The organism is Flavobacterium sandaracinum (genome assembly GCF_004349135.1).
Taxonomy (GTDB): Bacteria; Bacteroidota; Bacteroidia; order Flavobacteriales; family Flavobacteriaceae; genus Flavobacterium; species Flavobacterium sandaracinum.
On record NZ_SMFN01000001.1, the window covers coordinates 399,947 to 425,232 of the forward strand.

At 37.2% G+C, this 25,286-nt stretch carries 6 protein-coding genes; 4 read left to right on the top strand and 2 right to left on the bottom strand.

The window, feature by feature from the left end:
* Positions 1 to 242 precede the first annotated feature (242 nt).
* Positions 243 to 1,781, top strand: a complete 1,539-nt coding sequence (locus E0F91_RS01820) for a Fic family protein (RefSeq protein WP_132064651.1) — start codon at positions 243 to 245, stop codon at positions 1,779 to 1,781.
* 665 nt (positions 1,782 to 2,446) lie between these two features.
* Here E0F91_RS01820 and E0F91_RS01825 read toward each other — a convergent pair.
* Both E0F91_RS01825 and E0F91_RS01830 read right to left on the bottom strand, forming a co-directional pair.
* Positions 2,447 to 3,451, bottom strand: coding sequence for a PorP/SprF family type IX secretion system membrane protein (locus E0F91_RS01825; RefSeq protein WP_132064652.1), 1,005 nt, complete (start codon positions 3,449 to 3,451; stop codon positions 2,447 to 2,449).
* Between the two features lie 5 nt (positions 3,452 to 3,456).
* A complete protein-coding gene (locus tag E0F91_RS01830; protein ID WP_132064653.1) occupies positions 3,457 to 12,423 on the bottom strand; it encodes a PKD domain-containing protein in 8,967 nt (2,988 codons plus the stop codon).
* 447 nt (positions 12,424 to 12,870) lie between these two features.
* Here E0F91_RS01830 and E0F91_RS01835 point away from each other — a divergent pair, with 447 nt between their 5' ends.
* The 3 genes from E0F91_RS01835 to E0F91_RS01845 all read left to right on the top strand — a co-directional run bounded on the left by E0F91_RS01835 (position 12,871) and on the right by E0F91_RS01845 (position 25,097).
* Entirely contained in the window at positions 12,871 to 17,457 is a 4,587-nt protein-coding gene (locus E0F91_RS01835; protein ID WP_132064654.1) for a M14 family zinc carboxypeptidase, read from the top strand.
* A 60-nt stretch (positions 17,458 to 17,517) separates the two neighbouring features.
* Entirely contained in the window at positions 17,518 to 17,739 is a 222-nt protein-coding gene (locus E0F91_RS01840; RefSeq protein ID WP_132064655.1) for a hypothetical protein, read from the top strand.
* A 758-nt stretch (positions 17,740 to 18,497) separates the two neighbouring features.
* Positions 18,498 to 25,097: a DUF8202 domain-containing protein gene (locus E0F91_RS01845; RefSeq protein ID WP_132064656.1), complete on the top strand. Its 6,600-nt coding sequence runs from the start codon at positions 18,498 to 18,500 to the stop codon at positions 25,095 to 25,097.
* Positions 25,098 to 25,286: the final 189 nt, after the last annotated feature.

Here is a 25,286-nt window from a genome sequence, read left to right on the forward strand (position 1 = left end):
TGATTTGTATCAAGAATAATTCAATTTTACAACTAAGCTTTTTACAGTTTTTTAAATAATTTATCATTCAGGACTGAATTGCTATTATCTAATCGGTAGCTAAAATTTTGTTTTTACTCATTTCATATTATTAAATCCATAACAATAAGTGTTTTTTCTCTAAATTGGTAAAAAACAAGTTCTTTTCACCAGATGTAACTATTTTTCACTTATTTTTGAATAATCAATTTTCACCAATACACATGAATACTAATCAATTTTCACTAAAAATAAATGTTTTTCACGGTCATAACGCACCTGAAGAAGGAATACTGGTAGGTTATGGTGCTTTAATAGAAGCTTTAACTCTGGCTATGCCATTCCCAGATCGTTTATCATTGATAAGTACTAAAAAACGTCAATATAAAACTGATCATTGGCAAGTATTTACTTCGCGTCACGAACCAGAAGACTCACTGTATAAACAATTGGTATTTGCCTTAAAATACGAAGGAATAAATTTATTGTTTTTTAAAAAACTATTTGAACAACTATCAGAAGAAACAATAACTTCATTGGTCCAAATAGAACCGCAAGGACAATACAGCCGTAAAATTTGGTTCTTATACGAATGGCTTATGGGGAAGTCACTTCCAATTCCAGATTTAAGTAAAGGAAATTTCGTTACTCTAATTGATGAAGACATACAATTTGCTTTGCCTATAAGTACAAATTCCAGCCGCCATCGTATAAAAAACAACTTGCCTGGCACTGTTGATTTTTGTCCGCTAATATTTAAAACTCCAAAGTTGAATGATTATATCGCTGATGATCTTTCCCATAAAAAAAATAGTTTTTTAAGCGAAATTCGTAAAGACGTACTACAACGAGCATCCGCTTTTTTATTGCTAAAAGATTCCAAAGCATCTTTTACCATAGAAGGAGAAACCCCCTCTAATACTAGAGCAATTAGGTGGGGAAAAGCCATAGGTCAGGCAGGTTCAAAACCATTAGAAAAAGAAGAACTATTGCGATTACAACAAATAGTGATAGAAAATAGTCGTTTCCTAAAAATGGGTTATAGGGACGAAGGGGGCTTTGTGGGGGAACATGACCGAGTTAGTGGAGAACCAATGCCAGAACATATTTCAGCAAAATGTCAAGATATTGAAAAATTGATGGACGGATTAATTGCAAGTTATAAAAACATTGAAGAAACTGGCTTTAATGCTGTTTTGGCAGCTGCAAAAATAGCTTTTGGATTTGTTTTTATTCATCCTTTTGTAGATGGTAACGGAAGAATACACCGATATTTAATACATCATATTTTAACTAAAATGCAATTTGCACAACAAGGAATAATCTTCCCGGTGTCTGCTTCTATTTTAAATCATATTGACGATTATAGAATCGTATTAGAATCTTATTCACATCCATTATTGGACTTTATAGAATGGAAAACTACAGAATCTAACAATGTAGCCGTACTGAACCAGACAATTGATTATTACCGTTATTTTGACGCAACTAAACAAGCAGAGTTCTTATTTGATTGCGTTAATGATACTATTGTAAATGTCATTCCCAATGAGGTAAACTATCTACAGAAATATGATGCTATGAAAAAATATTTGGATGATATTTTTCAAATGCCAGACAAAACAGTAGCATTACTCATTCGATTTTTAGAACAAAATAATGGGATACTTTCAAAAAGAGCTCTAGAAAAAGAGTTTAATGTCCTATCTGAAATTGAGATAAAGGAAATTGAAGAAAATTATATTTCAATTTTTAATAATTAATTTTCATCACCACACTAGCTATAACTTGTTTTCACAACCTTTTTAACCTTACTATTTCCACAAATAAAGGAGTGACGAAAAAGAGTGACGAAATCATCTTAAAACTAGTCAAAACAAGATTATCAATAAAACTAAATATTTTTTATTAAGAGTGACGTTAAGGAGTGACCTTTTGTTGTTTAGAGTCTCTTTTCTTAATTAAGACTGCTATGACAATTTTTTACAATCGTGTTTATAGTAACAGTGAAAATAATTGCACTATTACGTTTATTTGAAATCAATCCTTTATTAGAAGGCAAAAGACAAATTGACTAGCTGTTTAAATTGTTATCTAAACTCTTTTTTTAAGCTAATTAAAGTGCCTTTATTTTCATATAAGTAGTTGGACTTATTCATTACCGTACTATAAAAGGAGTGAAATACTATTTAACATAAAAAGTCATGTAAGCATTTAACCTTAAATGACCTTATTATTGCTTAAGTTATCAGTCTCACACAAATGAAACTTCAATGACTTATATGGTAAAAAAATACGTCATTGTTTTATTCTTATTACTTAATTAGTAAATCTAAAGGTTAAGTTCTTATTTTCATACCGTTAGGCTATCATTGTATAATAAATGCCCACTTATTTGATTTTTTTACGACCCTGTTGCTAGAGTAAATCAATAATTTTTTGCATAATTGGGGCAACCAAAACACTTTACATCAAGATCAAACTGATACGTCAAGGACAATTCATAGATCCCTCCTGTTTTCCCTATTTTTGAGGTACTAAAATCGTGTGATAACCCAAATTTTAAGTGCTCATATTGTAATCCGCCAAAAACATTTAACGACGTCACTAAATGACTGTTGTCTGACTTAGTTCCGGGATTTGTAGCAGCAGACAAACCAAAAAATACCGTTTTAAACATAACGGAAGATCCAAGATCCAAACGATTGTATTCGCCTTGATTCATGTAATTCGCTGTCAACAAAAACTTTGTTTCATAGGGAAACAAAGCCACATCTAAATAATCAACAACTAAAAATTCATATCCCCCACTGGCAGAAAAAAACATATTTAAAGGGATGTTTTTATCAGCAACAAAAGAAATATTAGGCTTGTTGATGTGTTTTAAAGAAAGTCCAAACCACGCATTCTCATTATTAAAAACCATCCCTGCGGTAAAATCAAAAAACTTAAATCTATCATTCAGCACTAAAGGATCTCCACTGGTAGGATTGATGGTTCCAGAACCTATATTAATTTGATCTTCTAATACTAGATTACCAAAACCAAACGATTTGGTTCCAAAACCAACCTCAATAGCAGGTCTAAAATACCAATTATCATTGAGCCTAACTCTGTACGCATAATTGACATTGAATTGGGTAAAACTGTACTGCGTTTTGTTTTCTCTATGATTCAAAATACTAAAACCAATACCACTATTGCTATTTTCGCTCCATGTATTAATAAAAGCATAATCGGTGTCAATTTTCAAATCCAAATCTGGCCACTGCGATCGATGGATAATCCCAGCATAAGTTGTTTCCAAAAAACCAGAAAAACCAGGATTTAGCGTTTCGGGAATGAGAAAATATTGAGTAAATATTGGATCTTGCGCTTTTGCTTGATTGAAAAAGCAGCAGAATAATAGGGGAAATAATATTTTTAATTTCATTTTTTTTAATTTATCAGCACTAATGCTCCTTTATCCTTAATTATTTTTCCGTAAAATGTTGTAGCGGTAATAGTGAAATAATAATTTCCATTTTCGCCTTCTTTAGTATTGATTTTTCCATCCCAGCCTCTAATATTTTCTCCAGATTCAGAATAAATTAAACTACCCCAAGTATCGTAAACATCAAAATGGATGTCGTTTAATCCTAAAAGAACAGGCGCAAAATAATCGTTGATACCATCATTATTGGGCGTGAATCCTGTTGGAGGAATTAAGCGATATCCTTTCTCTACCTCCAGAGTGATTTGGCGCACATATACACATCCAAAAGGATAAGTAACCGTTTGACTGACAATATAAGTTCCTTCCTTTTTATAAATATGAGTCGGATTTTCTTCGGTTGAAAAAGTAGCATCACCAAAATCCCAAGTTATTGCAGTATAATCTCCGGTTGCAGTATTGGTAAATTGAATTGGATCTTCAATAGAGTAAATGCCATAAGTACTGTATCCTATTGAGGCGGTAGTAAAGGATGGCGAACCTAATTGGGGAATAGCGACGTCAAATGTATACGTTGTACTGCAATTTCTAGAGTCGATTGCATTGAGCACCACTAATCCGTTTTGCGATGTACTCATTATTTCATTGTTAGGACCACTCACACTTCCGCTTGACCATACAAACTGATAAGGCGGAACTCCTCCTGATGTTTTGGCCACAAAAGACTGCTTGACAACTTTAGTTTCGCAGTTAAAATCAGTAGCGGTCTCTACTTTTACAGCTATGGCTGCCGGTCGGATAACTGAGTAGCTTCCAGATGCACTACATTTTCTGGCATCCGTGACGGTAACTAAATAATTACCCGCAGGAATTGCATTCAAATCTTCAGTTACAGCACCATTAGACCACACATAAGAAAAAGGCGGCGTTCCCCCTGATACTAATAAATTAATTGCACCGCTATTGGCATCATCACAATTTAATGCATTGGTTGTATTTGCAGCCAAGACTAATGCCTGCGGTTCAATTATCACAAAGGTTTTAGTAATTGAACAAGGGGTTCCATCAATTATTGTAGCGGTATAAGTACCTGGTCCAAGATTATTTCTAGTTGTTCCGGCCAAACTATTGTCACTCCAAACTAACTTCACACTAGGTATTCCTCCCACTAAGTTTAATTTAATACTTCCGTCACGAGCGCCAAAGCAAGAAATTTGAGTAACAGTAGGGTCCATTTTAAATAGTGGAGCCTCGGGTATATTTACTGTTATCGTTTTTATACAGTTATTAGCATCCGTAATCGTAGCCACATAATCTCCCGCCGAAAGATTCTCCTGAACTAGTCCCACAGCCAAATTACTCCATAAAACTGTATATAGCGCAACTCCTCCAGAAACAGTCAGACGAATGGAGGCATCATTATCGCCATAACAAACAATGGGAGTGGTAGTAGCTGAAACTGTTACTAGGGATGGCTGTGTTAAAATCACCGTTAGCCTATCAGTGCATCCTGAATTATCGGTTACGATCAAATTATAGTTTCCAGCAAAAACAGCTATCAAATTCTGGCTGGCACTAGTAAAGCCATTTGGTCCCGTCCAAGCAAAATTATAACCAGAAGGGGAAGGAGTCCCTCCTATTACATTAACATTTATAGCTCCCGTTGCAGTACCAAAGCACTTAATATCCGTTTTACTACCAAATGTTACTTCTAAAACTGGCGGTTCTGTAATGGTAAAAGTGGCTGTTTTTGGTCCACAATTGTTGGCATCTGAAACCGTTATTTGATAGATTCCTGGACTTAAATTGGATAAATCTTCGGTGTTGGCGAAAGCGGTTCCATCTTTGGTCCACGAATAACTGTAAACTGGAGTACCTCCACTCACCGTTATTTTTATTGCTCCATCTGAATCGCCAAAGCAAGTGACGTCTTTTTCCAAGTCAGTGGTGATAGCAAGATCAGCTGGCTCTGTGATATTAACTTCCTGTATTTTTTGACAGCCATTAGCATCAGAAACGGTTAAATGATAGCTTCCTGCGACTAATCCTGAGGCACTTAACGTTGTGTTTACAGTAGCGGTATCCCATGAATAGGTTAATGGGGCTGTCCCTCCAGAAACAGATACCGTGGCTGAACCTGTACTTTTTCCGAAGCAATCAACATTGACTTGGGACGCAATAGCAGTCACTAGTCCGTTTGGTTCGGTTATTACTACTTGTTGAATTGTCGAACAATTATTACCATCGACAACCGTGACCAAATAGGTTCCTTTAGCCAGATTAATCCCTGTTGCAGTAGTTTGTATTGGAGTTGTATTCCACGAAAAAGTATAAGGAGCGGTGCCTCCATTTGGCATAATCGTTGCTGATCCCGAATCACTACCCGAACAGGCAACATTAGTTTGTGCTGAAATAGAAGTAGAAATTGCTGCTGGTTGTTCAATTGCAACCGCAGAGGTTGTTTCACATCCGTTAATATCAGTAATGCTAACGGAGTAATTTCCTTTCGTTAATCCAGTCGCTGTTGCCCCTGTTTGAATCGGTACTGTATTCCAAGAATAAGTATATGGAGCTGATCCATTTGTGACAGCAACAGTAGCCTTTCCGTCACTTCCACCAAAACAGCTTACGTTATTAAAACTGCTTATAGAGGACTCCAGCACGGCTGTTGGTTGTGTAATGATAACTTGTTGCACTTTTATACAATTATTGGCATCCGTTACCGTAACATTATACGTACCCGCTGAAAGTCCAGAGGCTGTAGCACTAGTATTATTTATCAAAGTGCTCCAAGAAAAAGCATACGGTACTTTGCCTCCACTAACAGCAATAGTAGCCGTTCCAGTGCTGTTTCCAAAGCATAAAATATTTGTCTGCGTACTTATTGATGTAACCAAACCATCTGGTTCGGTGATTACAACCTGTTTTTCGATGGCACATGAATTGGTATCGGTGATGGTTACTTTATAGGTTCCTGCTGTTAATCCGACTGCTGTTGGCGTAGTCTGAATAGGAAGTGTATTCCAAGAATAAGTCAAAGCGCCACTACCTCCAATTGCAGTTGCGGTCGCGCTTCCCGTATTGTCTCCAAAACAAAGAACATTCGTTTGGGCACTTATCGAAGCAGTTATACCTGAAGGTTGGGAAATAACAACTCCTACAATTGTCTTCACGCTTCCATTGCTATCAGTAACTTTGATGTCATAAGTACCTGCGACTAATCCATCAAAAGTATAATCCAAAGCTGAATTGTTTAGACTGCTCTGAACAATGCCTCCGCCTTGTAAAATTAATTCATATTTGTAAGGTCCAATGGATTGCTGGGTAATAACCACTTTTATGCTACCCGTTGAATAGCCATTACAAAAAATGTTAGCGTGTGCCGCTGTATCTTCTTGAATAATTAAGGACTGCGGTGCGGTTAAAGTAAAAGATAAAATTACGGGATCGCATAGTCCATCATTTATGGTAAGCGTATAATCTCCTGCTTTAAGATTAGCAATATTTTGGCTTGAAGCCAAAAAACTATTGGGTCCTGACCAGGAATAGGTATAAGATCCCGAGCCACCCGATACCGATACAGCAATAGAGCCATCATTTGCACCTACAGCACTAAGGTTAAAACCATTATAATTGGACAAAACACTGGAGGTTATAATCGCTGGATTTACGGTTATGCTATAGCTATTAGGTGGACCTTGGCAAACCACTCCGTCATTTAGGGTTGCTGTTGCTGTATAAATAACTGTCAGTGGACCTGCGGTAGTATTGGTTAACGTTTGAATAGGAATTACAGCCGTTGTTCCTGATGATGTTGCTCCAGTAATTCCCGGAGGAATTGAAGCAGTCCAATTAAAAGTTACACTTCCAGTAGTTGGGCTTGATAAATTTATTGCGACAGCATCATTTCCTGAACAGATTTTCTGATTCACGCGGGAGAACACCACTTTGGGAGATGGATTTACTGTTATTACTACAGGAAAAGCTATTCCTGCACAAGTTCCTGATCTTGGAGTTACCATGTAAGTAGCGACAGCCATTTGATCGGTCGCATTTACTAGCGTTTGGCTAATAGAAGATTGTGGAATACTTTGGGCATTTGCTCCCGAAATGGCTCCCACCGGACTAACTAAAGGCGCACTCCAAGTATAAACGGTTCCGCTTGGAACTATATTTCCTGAACCATCACTTGGTGTTATTGAAAACGCAGTAGTACTACAAATGGTTTGTGCCAATGGAGATGTTATCCTTGGTTGTGGTTTCACTATTATGGTATACTTAAAAGAAGCTCCTAAACAAGCCGTTACTCCTGCTACCGTTGCTGTGGCATTATACTCAATAGTAATGTCTGCGTTTGTAGTGTTGGTCAAGGTTTGTGTTGGAATAGTATTCGTTCCTGAAGTGGCTATGGTCTCACTTATTCCGGTTGGCTGTGTAGTGATCCAACCAAAAGCAACTCCTGCAGTAGCACTCTCTAAGGTTACTAATGCGTTAGAACTGCCTGAACAAATAGTCTGTGGACTTTGTGAAAAAGTGACAGCTGGTGATGGATTTACAGTAATTGTAAAAGTTTTAGTTGTTCCTGGGCATCCATTAATAGAGGGTGTCACAGTTATGGTAGCAATTATTGGATTTGTTCCATTATTGATGGCGGTAAATTGGGGAATATCTCCAATTCCATTGGCTCCAATCCCAATGGCTGGACTGTTGTTGATCCAATTGTAGGTTGTGTTTGCAATTGCTCCCGAAAATACGATAGCATTTGTTGATTGTCCGTTGCAAACCGTTTGATTCGAAGGCAAATCAACCGTCGGTGTTGGATTAACAGTTATGGTAAAATTTTTGGGTGTTCCAATACAACCATTCGCTTTTGGCGTGACAGTAATAGTGGCAATTAGGGGTGTTAAACCACTATTCGTTGCGGTAAAAGGGGCAATGTTTCCGCTACCAGCAGATGACAAACCTATGGATGGGGTGTCGTTCGTCCAATCAAAAGTGGCACTTCCAACACTTCCTGTAAATGCAATCATACTGCTTATCTCACCATTGCATTTGACTAGATTTAATAGTGTGGTAACTGTTGGCGTTGTATTAACCGTCACCACAACTGGTTTTATCAAAGTACAACCATTAGTGTTTGATGCCTTTATATAGTAAGTTCCACTTACTGCTACTGCATTTGGATTACTTAATGCTATTGTAGCCAAACTATTTGTCCAGTACGTAAATGTTAACCCTGGATCCGAACCTGCTGTTGTACTTGAACTAGTAATATCAGCTGTAGCTGGACTACAAACCGAACTTGGATTGGTAATTATCAAATTTGGCAAAGCATTTGCGGTTACAGTTCCAGAAGCACTTGAACTAACACATCCTGTTGTGGAATTGGTAATAATTACACTATAAGTTCCAGCGATTGTTGTTGGAAAACTGGCGACACTTCCGGGGTTTGTAAAGCCTGCTGGAACTGTCCAAGCGTACGAATAAGTGCCTGCAATTCCGGGAGTGGCTGTTACAGTCGTTGATACTCCCGAACAAACCACTGGACTATTTACAGCAACTGTTGGTAAGGCCTTTATAGTTACCACTATTGTAGCACGGTTTCCTTCACAACCAGTAGCTGTATTGGTTTGACTTGCATAATAGTTTACAGTACCTACAGTTGCTGTATTAGGTGTTGGCGCAGCTGCTAGTGGAGTTCCTGCTGTTGCAACCGTGTACCAATTTAAAGTATGATTAGATAAAGCTGTAGCTGTCAAAATATTTGCTGTAGTATTTTGACAATAGGAAACTGGACTTACTGCGGGCAAAGGAGGCAAAGGATTAACAATAACCACAACTGGTTTTATCAAAGTACAACCATTGGTGTTTAATGCCTTTATATAGTAAGTTCCACTTACCGCTACTCCACTTGGATTACTTAATGCTATTGTAGCGGCACTATTTGTCCAATACGTCAATGTCAATCCCGGATCCGAACCTGTTGTTATATTTGGACTTCTCAAATCAATAGTTAAAGGACTACATACTACAGCAGGATTTGTGATTACTAAAATAGGCAAAGCATTTGCTGTTACTGTTCCAGAAGCACTTGAACTGATACATCCTGTTGTAGTATTGGTTATAATTACACTATAAGTTCCCGCTACGGTTGTGGAAAAACTGGCGACACTTCCGGGGTTTGTAAAGCCTGTTGGAACAGTCCAAGCGTACGAATAAGTGCCTGCGATTCCGGGAGTGGCTGTTACAGTTGTTGATACTCCCGAGCAAACCACCGGACTATTCACGGTAACTGTTGGTAAAGCATTAACGGTTATGGTTGCCGTTTTTTGACATCCATTAAAATTGGTATAAGTAATGGTTGCACTTCCAGCAGCTATTCCATTCACCACTCCAGTAGTACTGACTGTTGCAATTGCAGGATTTGAAGAAACCCAAGGATTTGTAGTTGCAGGAGTTCCACTTCCTATTAGAGAAGTTGACAAACCGACGCAAACCTTTAAGGTTCCTGTTATTGTTGGTAATGGATTAACAGTGACAATTAAGGTAAATGAATTACCCGAACAGGTACCAATTTTTGGTGTTATGGTGTATTTTGCTGTTTGAGCTGTTGTAGTATTATTTATTAATGCACCACTTATGGAAGTTTGATTTGTACCCAAAACTCCACCTGAAATCCCACCTGTTACAATTGGAGTGTTCCACGAATAAGTTGTTCCCACTGGAATAGCGTTTCCAGAAGTTGCGTTTGAAGGAGTGACAGAAAAAGTAGTTCCACTACAAATAGCAATTCCTTCATTTTGTACCATTGGTGCAACTTGCACTGCAAAAGTATTACTTTCAACTGTTGTTGTTCCACATTCATTGGTAACCGACAGTGAAACCACATAGTTGCCGGGCAATGCGTAAGAGACTGCAGGTGGAACAGCCGTCGTTGCTGTTGCCGGAGTTCCTCCAATAAAAGTCCATAAATAAGTTGTTCCTGCTGCATTAGGAGAGCAAATAGTAATATTCGCTATTGGATTAAGAGTTGCATTTTGACAAAAATTAGATATTGTATTTATAGTAACTGTTGGCGGTTGCTTAACGATTACCGTTTTAACTAAAGTTGTAACGGGTCCGCAGGAATTTGTCATTGTAAGTTTTATCGAATATGTTCCTGGAGTAACAAAATTGAACGTGGGATTTGCTGACGAAGCGCTGCCCGTTGCATAATTCCAAGAAGGCGTGCCACTTCCACAATACCCGTTTGCATAAGCAACTTCCCAAGCGTAAAGTGGCGGAGTGCAGGGATTGATTACGCTTGTTGCATTTGTAGTTACCACATTTAAGGGCGAACACCCTTCAGTAGTATTTAAGGTAAATTGAGGAATGAATGGGGATTCGATGCAAATTGTGCTCCTAAACACTGAAGGAGTACCGCAATAACCATAGGTAGTCAAAGAAATTGAATAAGTACCAGGCGAAGTATAACTATGATTAATATTTGGAATTCCCGTAGATGTTATACTTGAAATAGGACTTCCATCGCCAAAATTCCATTCATAAAGTGTGTTTTGTACACAACTTTGATTCAATGATGGTGTTGAATTATTTGTAAATACAATACTTGAATTAACACAACCATTAATTGGATTTGTAAATTTAGAAACTGGAGGTCTTAAAATACTTATTGGTGAGATCGTAGATTTTGTTGTTCCACAAGAATTAGTCATAACTAAAGTCGCTGTTATACTAGCATTAGGACAGCTTGTAGAATCATATATATGGGGTACTGGATAATTAGCAGATAAGGCTGGATTACTTGAATTATAATAAACCGATGCATTTAATTGCGCTTGGGTTAATATAAGAGATGGCGTAGTATCTCCATAATCAATTGTATAGATTGTCGTTGGTGAATTTTTACCCCAATTGGCTATCACAAATTCTAAATTAGGTGTTGGAGCACATAAGTTTTCTGTACTACCAGGACTACTCAAACTTCCAGATGGATTAGACTCGTTTTTTACAGTATACGTTTTACTACTTAAACAACCATTTGATCCTATAGCGGTTATTACCATTTGAAAAGCACCTAATTGCGTATAAGAATGATTTACAGGAAAACTAACATTTGATAATGAGTTACCATCTCCCCAATTTATTGAATAGGAAGTGATACAAGAAACTGATGATGACGAATTTGCTACAGAAACTGAATAATTTGGGTTCGATGCAGATGCTGAACCACAATTACTAAATTGATTGGACAGATTCAACGGATTATAAGGAACATTGCCATCTTGAAAATTTACATCGGGCTGCTGTTTTATTTTTATTGTCTTCGTTATTGTATTTGAACAGCCGCTAGTGTTTGTAATCGTTAACGACACATTAAATGTGGCTATTCCGCAACCTAATGAAGTAAAAATATGTGATGGATTTTTGAGAGCAGAGGTAGTTCCATCCCCAAAATTCCAAGTGTAAATAGTTCCAAAGCTTGCAGTGCTAAATTGAACTGCAGTTCCAGAACATAGGTTATCAGTAAAAGTAAAATCAACAACTGGAGGGGCAGTAACAGTTACGGTAACACTTCCATTTTGCGGAATTTCTACGATTGGCATCGATGCATCTCGAACACTTATTAAGGTGTATGCAAAACTTCCTATAGTAGCTGTTGGCACGTTGATTGTTGCAGCATTGCCTGAGGTAGTGGTTAAAGTAGGTTGTTGTACTCCATCAATACTATAGGTAAACGTATAAGGTGCCGTTCCTCCCGCTCCTGTAAAGGTGATTACTGGCAGGGATCCGTCTTTACAAACAGAAGAGGTACTGGTAGTTATGGTTGTTGTAGGTGGAGCTAAATTAGTGTCTCCCTTATTTAGGATTTTTTTCTCCTTAATTAAAAAGCTGCTGGTGACTTTAGCGCTTAATTGATGAACTGAAAATAGTAAAACAAAGAAAAATAGAATCCTGTAAAGGTGTTTCATAACTGTATTTTAAAAAAGTAAACCTAGAATACATCTGTTTTCACTGTAAGAAAAAAGATAATTTTGACCAAATATAACGTATTCGTTCTTGACCTTTTTATGGTTTACCGTAAAGACACCCTTTTTTCGTTAAAAAATCAATACAAAAAAAGTAAATAGGTTAAAAAAACTATTAAATGACAATATTGCAAATAATTTAGAGCTTTATTGATAGCGCTGCAATAGATAGCTAATGCTATAATACATTTCCTTACAGACCTATTTAGCAAAACGATAGCATACGTAAGAAGCTTGTATCACATTTAAAAACACCTATGATTTAACAATTTAACTATTGAAAACGTAGTCATAGCGCTTTTAATTGATTAAATAATACGTTAAACCGTAAAATTTATTGTTTTTTTTAATTATTTGATATAGTTTTGGGCTTCCAAAACCAAATCCCATATGAAGAAAAATTACTTTGTAGCTTTATGTATCATTTTGCTATTGAACCAATTATCATTTGCTCAGTCAAAAGACGAATCAGAAAAAATTCAGAAAGAAATTTACAAAAAAATAAAAATTGCTAATCCTTCATCGGAATTAATGAATAAGTTGGGAAGAATGGGACTCGATTTAGATTGCGGTTCGCAATTTGATTCAAATGGGGATTTACTAATTGAAGTTTCTACTTATGAAGAAAAAAAAATCAAAAATATAACTCCATACAAAGTCGTTGTAGATGATATGGAAAGTTTTTATGCAAATCGTGCTTTAAAAAATTTACCGCAAGCTAAATCAATTTTAAGAACCCAAAAATTAAACAAGACTAAAAACACAAATAAAACGACAAGCCTTAAAACGACAACTTTTGGAAACATTACACACCGATTTGAAAATACAGAAATCGATTGGAATGTCCCAACAAACTACCAACTTGGCGCTTCATTTGGGGGCTGTTTAACCGTTGACGAAACCAATGCTCAATTGGATTTGATGAGAAGTAAATATCCAAACTTAATAACTGCAAAAATAAATGCTTCGCCTACAGACCAACTTACTATAGAGAACAGACCTATTTATGTAGTCAAAATTTCTAACTCAGCTATCAGTGGAACCAAACCAGAAACACTATATACTGGAATGACTCATTCAAGAGAAGTAGCCAGCTTAATGAATCTTACCTATTTTATGTGGTATCTTTTAGAAAACTATACAACCGACCCAGATGTAAAAAATTTAGTGGACCACCACGACCTTTACTTTATTCCAATCGTAAATCCTGATGGATTGGCTTACAACCAAGCACAATCACCAACTGGTGGGGGAATGCAAAGAAAAAACAGAAGAGAAACTGGAGCTTGTACTACTTTTTTAGACGGTATTGATCTGAACAGAAACTGGGGAACGTATTGGGGATACGATGATCAAGGCTCATCTCCTAATGGATGCAATGATACATACAGAGGAACTGGAGGATTCTCTGAAGCTGAAACTACAATTATCAAAGATTTTTTCTTATTACATAATTTCAAAACATCTGTAAATCACCACGCCTATAAAAACGCTGCCCTTCATGGTAGAGCTGCTTTTTATCGTACAAATAATTTATCCACAAATCCAGGAGTACCAACAGGAAGAGAAAATGAGTACTATCAATATTCTCATGATATGACGCAATTCAGTCGTTACGCTTACGGATCAAGCCCTAATATCAGCTACTGGAACAATGGAAATTGTAATGACTGGATGAGTGAAGGCTCAGGAAAAAACACTCTATGTTGGACGCCTGAAAATGGAGCGACAACTGGCGAAGGGGGTTTTTGGCCTACACCAATTCAAATAACACCAATAGCCCAAAGAGCAGTAAGAATGAATTTCATTGCAGGATATTACAGCGGTGTTTATGCTAAATTACACGATTTAACCAAGTCAGATATAACAAACACCAGCGGATCTTTAAGCTTTGGACTGGAAAGAGTAGGACAAACTTCTGGAGACTTCACCCTAACGGTAACTCCAATTTCTTCAAATATTCTATCCGTTACCAATGTTGAAACACAATCTGGGATGACTGTTCTAGAACAAAGAAATCTTGATGTCAGTTTTACTCTCAGCCCTACAATTGCAGCGAAAGAGAAAATTGAATTTGAAGTCACTTTGTCAAATGGATCGTATACCATTTACAAAACTAGAATAGAAAAATATTACAACCCAACAAGCCTTTTTACTTCAGTAGCTAATCCAACTACGCTTGCTTTGGCTGGTTGGACTGCTTCTGGAACTACATCTTGGGCAATAACCACTACAGATGGTTTTGGAGGGACTCCAGGTATAACAACCAACGCTGCGGCTGCTTATTCTAGCGCAATAACTACTGCAAATCTTACTCAAACAACAGCCATTTCATTAGCTGGAAAACAACAAATTGCCATTCAATTCAATGCTAAGTGGGATTTAGAAAGAAGTTTTGACTACGTACAATTACAAGGGACAACAGATAATGGAATTACTTGGATACCAATGAATGGAAAATACACAAAACCAGGTACAACAACTGCTGTTACTGATTACTCCACTACTCTCTCAACAACATCAAAAACTTTAGGAGATAAAGACTTCCAACCGGACGGTCAACCATTGTATGATGGTGATAAATTTGGCAAATGGGTGTTAGAGGAATACTATATAAGCGCTACTGAAAACGCTGGACTATTCAACAAAACCAATGTTAAGTTTCGATTCATACTAAGAACAGATTCCAACAATCGAAATCATGGATACAACACTACTTTCAAAGGGTTTCGATTTGACAACTTTAAAGTATTAGAAATTATTTCTTCGCCTCCTGTAGCCAATTGCAAGAACGCAACGCTAAACTTGAGCAGTGCTGGCGAATTAATTGTGCTTCCTAGCGATGTTAACAATAATTCAACTGACGACATTGGAATTACAGCTATATCTGTATCTCCTAACAGTTTCAATTGTGCACATGCTGACACAGTACAACAAGTAACACTTTCTGTAACAGATGCTGATGGTCAAACGAGTACTTGTGTTGCCAACGTAACCATAAAAGATGTAACTCCTCCAGTAACGCCAATACTTACGAACGTTACTGCACAATGCGCTGCATCACCCACTGCACCTACAACTACAGATGTTTGTGCAGGTACAGTTACTGGTACAACCACTACAACTTTCCCTATCACGACGCAAGGAACAACAATAGTAACTTGGTCTTTCGATGATGGAAACGGACAAATTGTAACCGCTGATCAAAATGTAATTATTGATGATACAGTTGCTCCAGTTACTCCAACTTTAGCCGATATAACAGGGCAATGCCTCGTAACTCCAATTGCTCCTACTACCACTGATTCATGCGCAGGAACGATTACTGGAACAACCACAACTACTTTTCCAATTAGTTCGTCAACTGTAATAACTTGGACTTTTAGTGATGGAAACGGACAATCTGTTACTGCTAACCAAAATGTAATTATTGGCTCAACAATATGGAATGGCAGCACCTGGTCAAATGGATTACCTGTAGCTGGAATGAATGCCATAATATCCGGAAACTTACCTATTTCAACTAACCTAACTGCTTGCAGTTTGACTATCAATAATAATGCGGTCGTAAAGGTAAATCCAGGATTTAATTTAAATGTTGAAGGAGATATAACAGTAGCGTCAGGAGCTTCTTTAACTTTTGAAAGCAACGCGAACTTGCTACAAAACAAAAACACTAATGGCAATTCTGGAAATATTATTGTAAAAAGAAACACATCGCCTTTGATGCTTTTGGATTATGTTCTGTGGTCATCACCAGTTTCTGGACAACAATTACAATCCTTCTCCCCACCTACCCTATCCAATCGTTTTTACACGTATAATCCAAGTACAAATTTGTACAACGCAATCGTTCCTACAAATAATTTTGCAACTGGAACCGCTTACTTAATTCGCATGCCAAATAATCATCCTACATCACCCACAATTTGGGAAGGACAGTTTCAAGGGGTTCCTAACAATGGGGATTACACTATTACAGTGGCAAACAATGCGTACAATGCAATTGGGAATCCGTATCCTTCAACTATAAATGCCAATACATTTATTTCAACAAATAATATCAGTGAAGCATTGTACTTTTGGAGAAAAACGAATAACACAGCTACTTCTTCTTATGCCACGTACACCACGGCTGGAGGAACTGCTAATGCAGGTGGTCTAAGCAGTATTGAACCCAACGGAATTATTCAAGTGGGTCAGGGATTTATTGCTAAGTCGTCTACTCCAACCATTTCGTTTACTAACGCTATGCGTGTAGCCAATAACGCCAATCAATTTTTAAAAACTAAAGAAACAGAGTTGCACCGAATTTGGCTAAATCTTTCCAAAGAGGCCACGCCTGTAAACCAAATGTTGATTGCCTATATGCCAAAAGCAACTTTGGGAGTTGATGCCACAATCGATGGAAGATACATAAATGATAATGCTACGGCTTTGAATTCGCTGATTGAAAACGAAGAATTTGTGATTCAGGGAAGGAGTCTGCCTTTTTCTGATTCGGATGTTGTGCCGCTTACTTTCAAAACGAATACTGCGGGTAACTTTACGATCGCAATTGATCATGTTGACGGTTTATTTACTGCCAGTCAAAACATTTTCTTAAACGATAAGGTTACAAGTTTAAACCATGACTTGAAAAAGACTAGCTATTCCTTTACTACAGCAGCGGGAACATTCAACGATCGATTTGAAATTGTGTACAAAGAAAATTCGACATTAGGTCTTGCAGAGGGCGTTTTTAATGAGAATACGGTGCTTGTTTACAATCAAAAAGGAATTATAAACATCAATGCTGGTGAAAAAACAATAGCTACAGTCAAAATATTTGATATTCGAGGAAGATTAGTTTATGAAAAAAACAACATCAATTCGTCTCTAACGGCATTAGATTCCTTTATGGCGGCTCATCAAACCTTGATTATCCAAATAACATCTGACGAAAATAAAGTAGTCCGTAAAAAGCTGATGTATTAGCGATAGTTTTCAACTTTAACCCAACCAACTACATCAGGTTATAATCATCAAAAAATGAAAATGAAACATACTTTATTAAAAACATACTGCACTCTTTTTTGCCTTTTGTCCAGTTTCCTGCTATTTGCAATTCCACCGGGAGACGACAGTGATACTGGCGATTTAGAAAGCGCTGATGCTCCTGCTGCGCCAATAAACGGGAAATTGTTTGTATTAGCCATTGCAGGAATACTTTTTGCCTATTATACGTTCAAAAAACTAAGAGAAAAACAAGCTGCCTAAATACAGCTATTTGCTTATTCAGTTAATCCTTTAAAGTAAAAAAGTATCAAAATTTGAATCTAAAATTTAGATTAAAGTTTTTCAAATCTAATTCTCTAACACTAACAATTGATAAAAAACAACTATGGTAATCATTATTATATTAATAGAAATCATTAATTCACTAACAGTATTATTAACCAATTAAAAAAACAACCATGATAATCATTATAATTTTAATAGAAATCCTGAATACACTTACAGTACTATTAACCAATTAAAAAATAATTGTGATACTGCTATAATAAGAATTATAGCCAACTGTAATTGAAAACAGTTGGCTGTAATTCCTATTATATGATTAAGCGCACATAATGAAATTTGATTATCTAACGTAAATAGCAAAATATTTTGTGATTGTATAAAGTATATTTAACAGTGGTAATTATAAAAAAAAACGAAAAGTATCATATGACTTAAAAGTATAACCTTTTCCTTAAAAAATTGAACGTAAAAAAAGCTATTCTGATACGATCGCTTTTATAGATTCGATTTATTCTGTATTTAAAAAAAAAAAATTAAAATGACAACTTTAAACGTTATTAATTGCTCTTTATCGTTTACAAGACATTGTAATTAGAATAAAATATTTTACTTTTGATGCGTTAAAGCATTCATTTTAAGAGGGAATACGTTAACAATAAAAAAAATGTAATAAAATTTATATTCTTACTTTATAAAATAAGTACGGTTCTTAAATAAATACCACACAACACTATATGAATAAAACTATACTTTTTACAAAAAAAACCTATTTTACAATAGCGCTTTTAAGTCTTGTTTTTTTAGGATATTCTCAATCTCCAAAAACTTATTCAAATTCTGGTAATTTTAACGTACCAGCTGGAGTTACAACTGTTAGAGTCCAAGCATGGGGAGGGGGTGGTGCAGGTGGCGGTGTAAATGGTGGTGGTGGCAGTAACAGAACTGGAGGTGGTGGCTCAGGAGGAACGTATACAAATAACACATCGGTAACCGTAACCGCTGGTAACACAATAAATATTGCTGTTGGAGCTGGTGGTATTGGAGCAAATGCTGCTGATGGAAATTCAGGAGGTACATCCACGTTTAATTCAACGATTCCAGTATCTGCAGTTGGTGGTGGTGGTGGTAGAGTTGGAAACGCTACCAATAATAATGGTGCTGGAGGCGCAATAGCGACAGGAATTACAAGAAATGGTGGAACTGGAGCTGCAGGTAGTGCTACTTTAGGAAGTGGTGGTGGTGGTGGTGGTGCAGGAAGTACCGGTAATGGCGGTAATGGTGGTACCGTTGGTTTTGGTCCAGCTGCCGGTGCTGGAGGTACTCCAGAAGGAGGAGCTGGTGCAACTGGTTTTAGTTCAACTACCGCTGGAGTTGGTACATCCGCAACTTTACTTAGCGGAGGAGGTAGCGGAGGAAGAAGTACAGGTAATACTGATAGAACCGGAGGTAATGGAGCAAATGGACAGGTAATTGTTACATGGTCATGCCCTAGTTATAGCTTAACAGGTACTTCAATAGCTTCACCATTATGTACCCCAAATGGAGCAGTGGTTACACTTGCAGGAGGAACAGGTTTACCAACCGGAAACTATATCGTAACTTATAACCTTACTGGAACAAATACGGCTACAAATGCTACAGCCACTATGAGTGTAACAACTGCAGGAATAGGAAGTTTCACTACAACAGCATTAGCTAACGTAGGACTTACAAATATTCAAATCACCAATCTTTCAAGTGGTGTATCGTCAGATAATTGTACTAATACTATAACTAGTGGTAATACTGCCAGCGTTACGCTAACCGCGTTACCTAATCAACCAAGTACCATAACAGGAAATGCAAGTTCTTGTTCAAATACGTCACAAACCTATAGTGTCACAGCAGTAGCTGGTGTAACTTACACATGGTCATTCCCTGCTGGTTGGGTACAAACTGCTGGAACAAATACTAACTCTATAATCGTTACTACTAGTTCAACTTCAGGAAATATTAGCGTTACCCCATCAAACAACTGCGGAAACGGTACTGCAAGAACTCTCGCAATAACAATCAGTACACCAATCGCTAATGCAGGTGCAGCATTAGCTACCATTTGTCAAGGCAGTACAACAGTAGCATTAGGAGGTTCTTTTGGCGGTACAGCAGCAGCAGCAATCTGGTCTGATGGCGGCATTAGCGGGACATTTACCAACAATACTGGATCAACTCCAAATACTACAACCTGGACACCTCCAGCGGGCTATACTGGCACAGCAACCTTAACATTGACAACCTCTGGTGGTAGTTGCGGCACTACATTTGCCACCAAAACACAAAGCGTCGTTACAGGACCCGTAGCGACCGTAGGAAGCGCTATGACAATTACTGGTTCGCTTACCTCTACCTCATTAGGTGGAAACACTCCAAGTCCTGGATCAGGAGCATGGACTAGGGTTTCAGGTCCTGCAGGAACTGTAACTTTTAGCAATAGTACAAGTGGTTCTTCGACAGCTACAGTACCTACGATAGGAACTTATGTTTTTAGATGGACTGTAACTAGTAGTTGTGGTACTAGTACAGCTGATATTACTGTAACCTATTTAGATGCTAACACACATAGAGATTACACCATTTTTTATGAAGATTTTGATGCTTCAAACGGAGGTTGGTCAAATACAACTACTACTAATGGTTCATGGGTAAGAACAGATACATTTCCTGGCGTTGCCGAAATTGGTGAAAATTCATTTTGGAGAACAAACAACTTTAATGATTACTCAAATAATACTGCCATAGAGATTACTAGTCCTGTTTATAATTTTACAGGATACGAAAACTTACTATTCAACATAGACATACGTTATAAAACAGAAACAAACTATGATGGTATGCGAATTTTATACTCTATCAACAATGGTGCTTTTGTAGTACTTGGCGCATCCGGAAACGGAGTAAACTGGTATAATTCAACAACTGTAGCTGCTTTGGGTGGTAACGGATGGAGCAATAACAATGCTACAGCTAACCTAGCCTTTACTCCAGTAGGTGTTGGAGCAAACAGATTCATTAAAGCAACAACTACATTAGCTGACGGAACTTTTAGAAACCAATCAAATGTTCGCTTCAAAGTAGAGTTTAGATCAGATGCAAGTAATGTAGATGACGGAGTAGCTTTTGACAATGTATCCGTAGAAGGAAATCCTATGGTAGCATTAGCACTATCTCCTATTGCCCCTGCGAAAGTAAACCAAAACCTAAGTCTTTGGTTCAAAAGTAATGCAGGAATAGCAGTAACAGACGGAGCAGCATTAACAGCATGGGAAGACCAAGCTTATGATATTACAAGAGCCGATTTAGTTAATAAAGAAAGTGTAAAAGCTTTAGCAGATGATGCGCCTACTTTTCGTGATAATAGTACTCGAAATATCAACTTTAATCCTGTTGTTGACTTTAACGCTGCAAACAAGGATTATATGAATGGTAAAGGTGGCTTATACTCACAAGATTATTTTATAGTGGTATATCCTAATGATATTGTGCAAAATACGATGGGAACTAACGGACGACAAATTCCCTTGGGAGGTAAAAGTGACGACAGTAATTTTCACGAAGATCCAACTGGGTTAGGGTTTGGAAACACAACTGCTCGCTACACCCCAGATGAAGTTATTTCACACAGTGTTGGGGCCTATGCGCCAGGAACAGACTCTCCTGCACCAGGAGTAGATTCTTACGGTAGAGCATTTACATCAACAACAGTAACCTACAACGAACCACTTATTATAAACGTAAAAACAAATGCAAGCGGTACTCAATCAGAAATATATAAAAATGGTATAAAAATAGACAATACTGCGGGTAGAACAGGTAATAATGGCGACCAACAACTTTTAAACTTTTATGAATATAGAAATTTACCTTTCTATTTAGGAACTGGGCGAAGTGGAATCAGCGGTAGAACCTTTTCAGCCTTAAATGGAAGACTTTCGGAAGTAGTCGCTTATACAGCACCTAACAGCGCCTTAAACCAACAAAAAATACAAAGTTATCTAGGTTTAAAGTATGGAATAACGCTACATGCGACAGGGAGTACTAATCCAACTGAGCTAAATGACGTTAACTATATAGACGCGGCAGGTAACACCATCTGGAACACCACTGCAAATAATGGATTTAATTATGATATTGCAGGTATAGGTAGAGATGATGATTCTCAATTAAATCAAAAGCAATCAAAAACAGTAAATACAACTGATGATATCACCATTGGATTAACAGATATCTTTGCAACCAATACTGCAAACACCAATACCTTTGACTCAGACAAGAAATTTCTGGTATGGGGAAATAATAGAGGTACTCTCGCTGCCCAACCTCAAGTAATTGTTAACATAAGTTCTGGAATTACCTCACCATCTGCCCTAACAACGAATGTTAGTTTTATTTCTGTAGGCCGTACTTGGAAAGTGGTAGAAACGGGTGGAAATGTTCCAACCGCGAAAGTATCTATTCCTGCAGCAATGCTTACCGCTACTATAACTCCGCCGGGAGATTACTTAATGTTTATCTCAAGCACACCCAATTTTGATCCGACTGCTGAGTACAGAGTCATGAGAGCAAATGGATCTAACCTCGAAACTACCTATGACTTTGATGGTGCTAAATACATTACTTTTGGATATGCACCAGAGAAAACCGAAGTACGTAGCATAAAATTCAACGGTACAACTGATTATATGGATGCGGGTAAAGTGTTGGACTTAAGTCCGGCATTTACCGTTTCGGCATGGATTAATAAAAATGACAACAATTTCAATAAAACTATTCTTTCCAAGAGAAATAGCGCTTTTTCTACAGGATACGATTTAGGTATTAATGCAAGTGGACGTGCAGAAATGAGTTGGTATTCTGGTGTTACGAAACAAACGATAACTTCCAATGCTATCATTCCAATAGGAAAATGGCATCATATAGGGGTGACTTTTGATGGTACAACTGCCAAAATGTACGTAGATGGTGTAAATAAAATAAGTTCGATTTTAACCGGAATTCCATCCGTAACGACAAATTCTTTCTTTATTGCAGCAGCAGATGGTGCAATTCCATCCTCTTATTTCAATGGTTCTATTGATGAGGTACGAGTTTGGAAAACAGCCCTAACTGATGCTCAGTTTCGCTATGTAATGAATCAGGAAATCCTTAGTGACGGTGCTCTTACTAATGGTTTTATAATTCCCAACACCATAACATTAAATGACATAATAAGTATTCCTTGGATTGATCTTAACGCCTACTATCCTATGTCTACGTACACATACACTAATGCTAAAGACAAATCCAGTTATGGATTAACGGCTGCCTTAAGAAATTTAAAAACGGTAGATAGACAAACAGCACCATTGCCATACGAATCGGCATCCACTGGAAATTGGGAAACCATTGGAACTTGGACGAACAGTGACTTACAAAATTTACCTTACAGCACTTCAATAGAAGACCCCTTAGAAACAACATCGCCTCCTACACCTCCAGGAATACCCGTAACCATTGACTGGAATATAGTTCGTGTTAAAAATTCTCATACAATAACTTCCATTGGAAATAAAAAGGTTTTAGGTCTTGATATTGAACCAACAGCAAATTTAATAGCTACCACCTCAAGCGGATTACAAACGGATGGAACCAAAATAGAAGTTTCCCATTACCTCAAACTGAATGGTAAAATTGATTTAGTAGGTCGTTCGCAATTAGTACAAACCTCTGGAAGTGACTTAGACATAGCAAGTGAAGGTTCACTAGAAAGGGACCAACAAGGGCAAGCTAATAAATTCAATTATAACTATTGGGGATCTCCTGTAGGTGCTATAAATGCAACAACAAATAACACTGATTTTACAGTTGCCGAAGTTTTAAAAGATGGTACAAATCCTGCGTCACCAGGACCAATAACGTGGATAGATGGTTTTAATGGAGCAACATCTCCTTTTAGTTTAGCCCGTTACTGGATTTATAAATTCGATAGTAACGACAAAGCAACTGATTATGCCAATTGGACACAAATAGGTGAAAATGGAATACTTGAAGCAGGAAAAGGATTTACTTTGAAAGGACCGGGAACTTCAGGAACACAGAACTTAGTTTTCACAGGGAAACCAAATAATGGTACGATTACAAATACCGTTGGTTCAGATCAATTATTACTAGTAGGAAATCCATATCCATCAGCATTGGACGCTGATCAATTTATAAATGATAATATTGGTTCCATAGAAACATCTATAATAGATGGAACTATAGACGGTGCTTTGTATTTCTGGGAACATTACGCTAGCAACAACTCCCATAATTTAGGTGCATACGAAGGAGGATATGGCGTACGCAATTTAGCAGGAGGGGTCGCTCCAAGTGCTCTTGGAGTTGATTTCATAAGTGGCGCTGGATCTACCTCAAAATTGGCTCCTAACAGATACATCCCTGTAGGTCAAGGATTTTTTGTAATTGGAAAAATTGGATCTGGGGGAACAGTCACTTTTAACAACGGTCAAAGAGAATTTATTAAAGAGGATAATACAACATTTTCACAAACAACCTATAGAATTCCTTCTAATCCCAAAACAGAATCGCATTGGACAGACAATAAGGATGCTGTCATAGCAATAGACACCCATAAAAGAGTGCGTTTGGGTTTCAATTTTTACAATCAAAGTTTTCATAGGCAAGTTTTATTAGCCTTTATGGATGAAAAAGCAAATAGTGACATGAACGATGGTTATGATGCCTACAACATCGATGATTCACCAAGCGACATGTATTTATTGAACGGAAAAAATAAATTAGCTATAGCAGGCGAAGGTTATTTTGATGAAGAAGCCTCCTTCCCTATTGGTATTCGATCTGAAACAACAGGGAAAATCTCTTTCGTTTTAGATGGCTTAGAGAACTTTGACGAAAGTCAAAATATATTTATCCACGACAACGATACAGATACCTATCATAGTATAAAAGATACAGCGTATGAGGTAGAACTTACAGAAGGAACTTTCAACGAGCGCTTCTCCTTGCGTTTTACGGATAAGAGTCTTGCTGTGAAAGATCCGGTGTATGCCAACGCTATTACGGTGTTGTTTACCCGTTCTAACAATACGTTGAATATTAAAAACAAAGCTGCTGACAATACCGTTTTGGCCGTTTCCTTGTACAGCCTTCAAGGAAAATTAGTTTCAAAATGGGAGGTAAAAGAGAAAGAGCAATCTAATATTCAAATCCCTATTCAGGACAAAACTTCGGCAGTGTATCTTGTAAAACTGAAAACTTCAAAAGGAAACATCAGCAAGAAAATTATTATTAAGTAATTCTACTTGCGTTTTCTACTTCACAAAAACTTCTCTTAACGGGGAAGTTTTTTTTATAAAAATACCACTTAAAAAGGAATCGAATAATAACTAAATTTTTCTAAAAAGACTGCTAAAATCAAAAAGCCATTTTTATCATTTAAAATTTTAGATTGTACTCTAATTTCAAAAAAAAATGACTTAAACTGG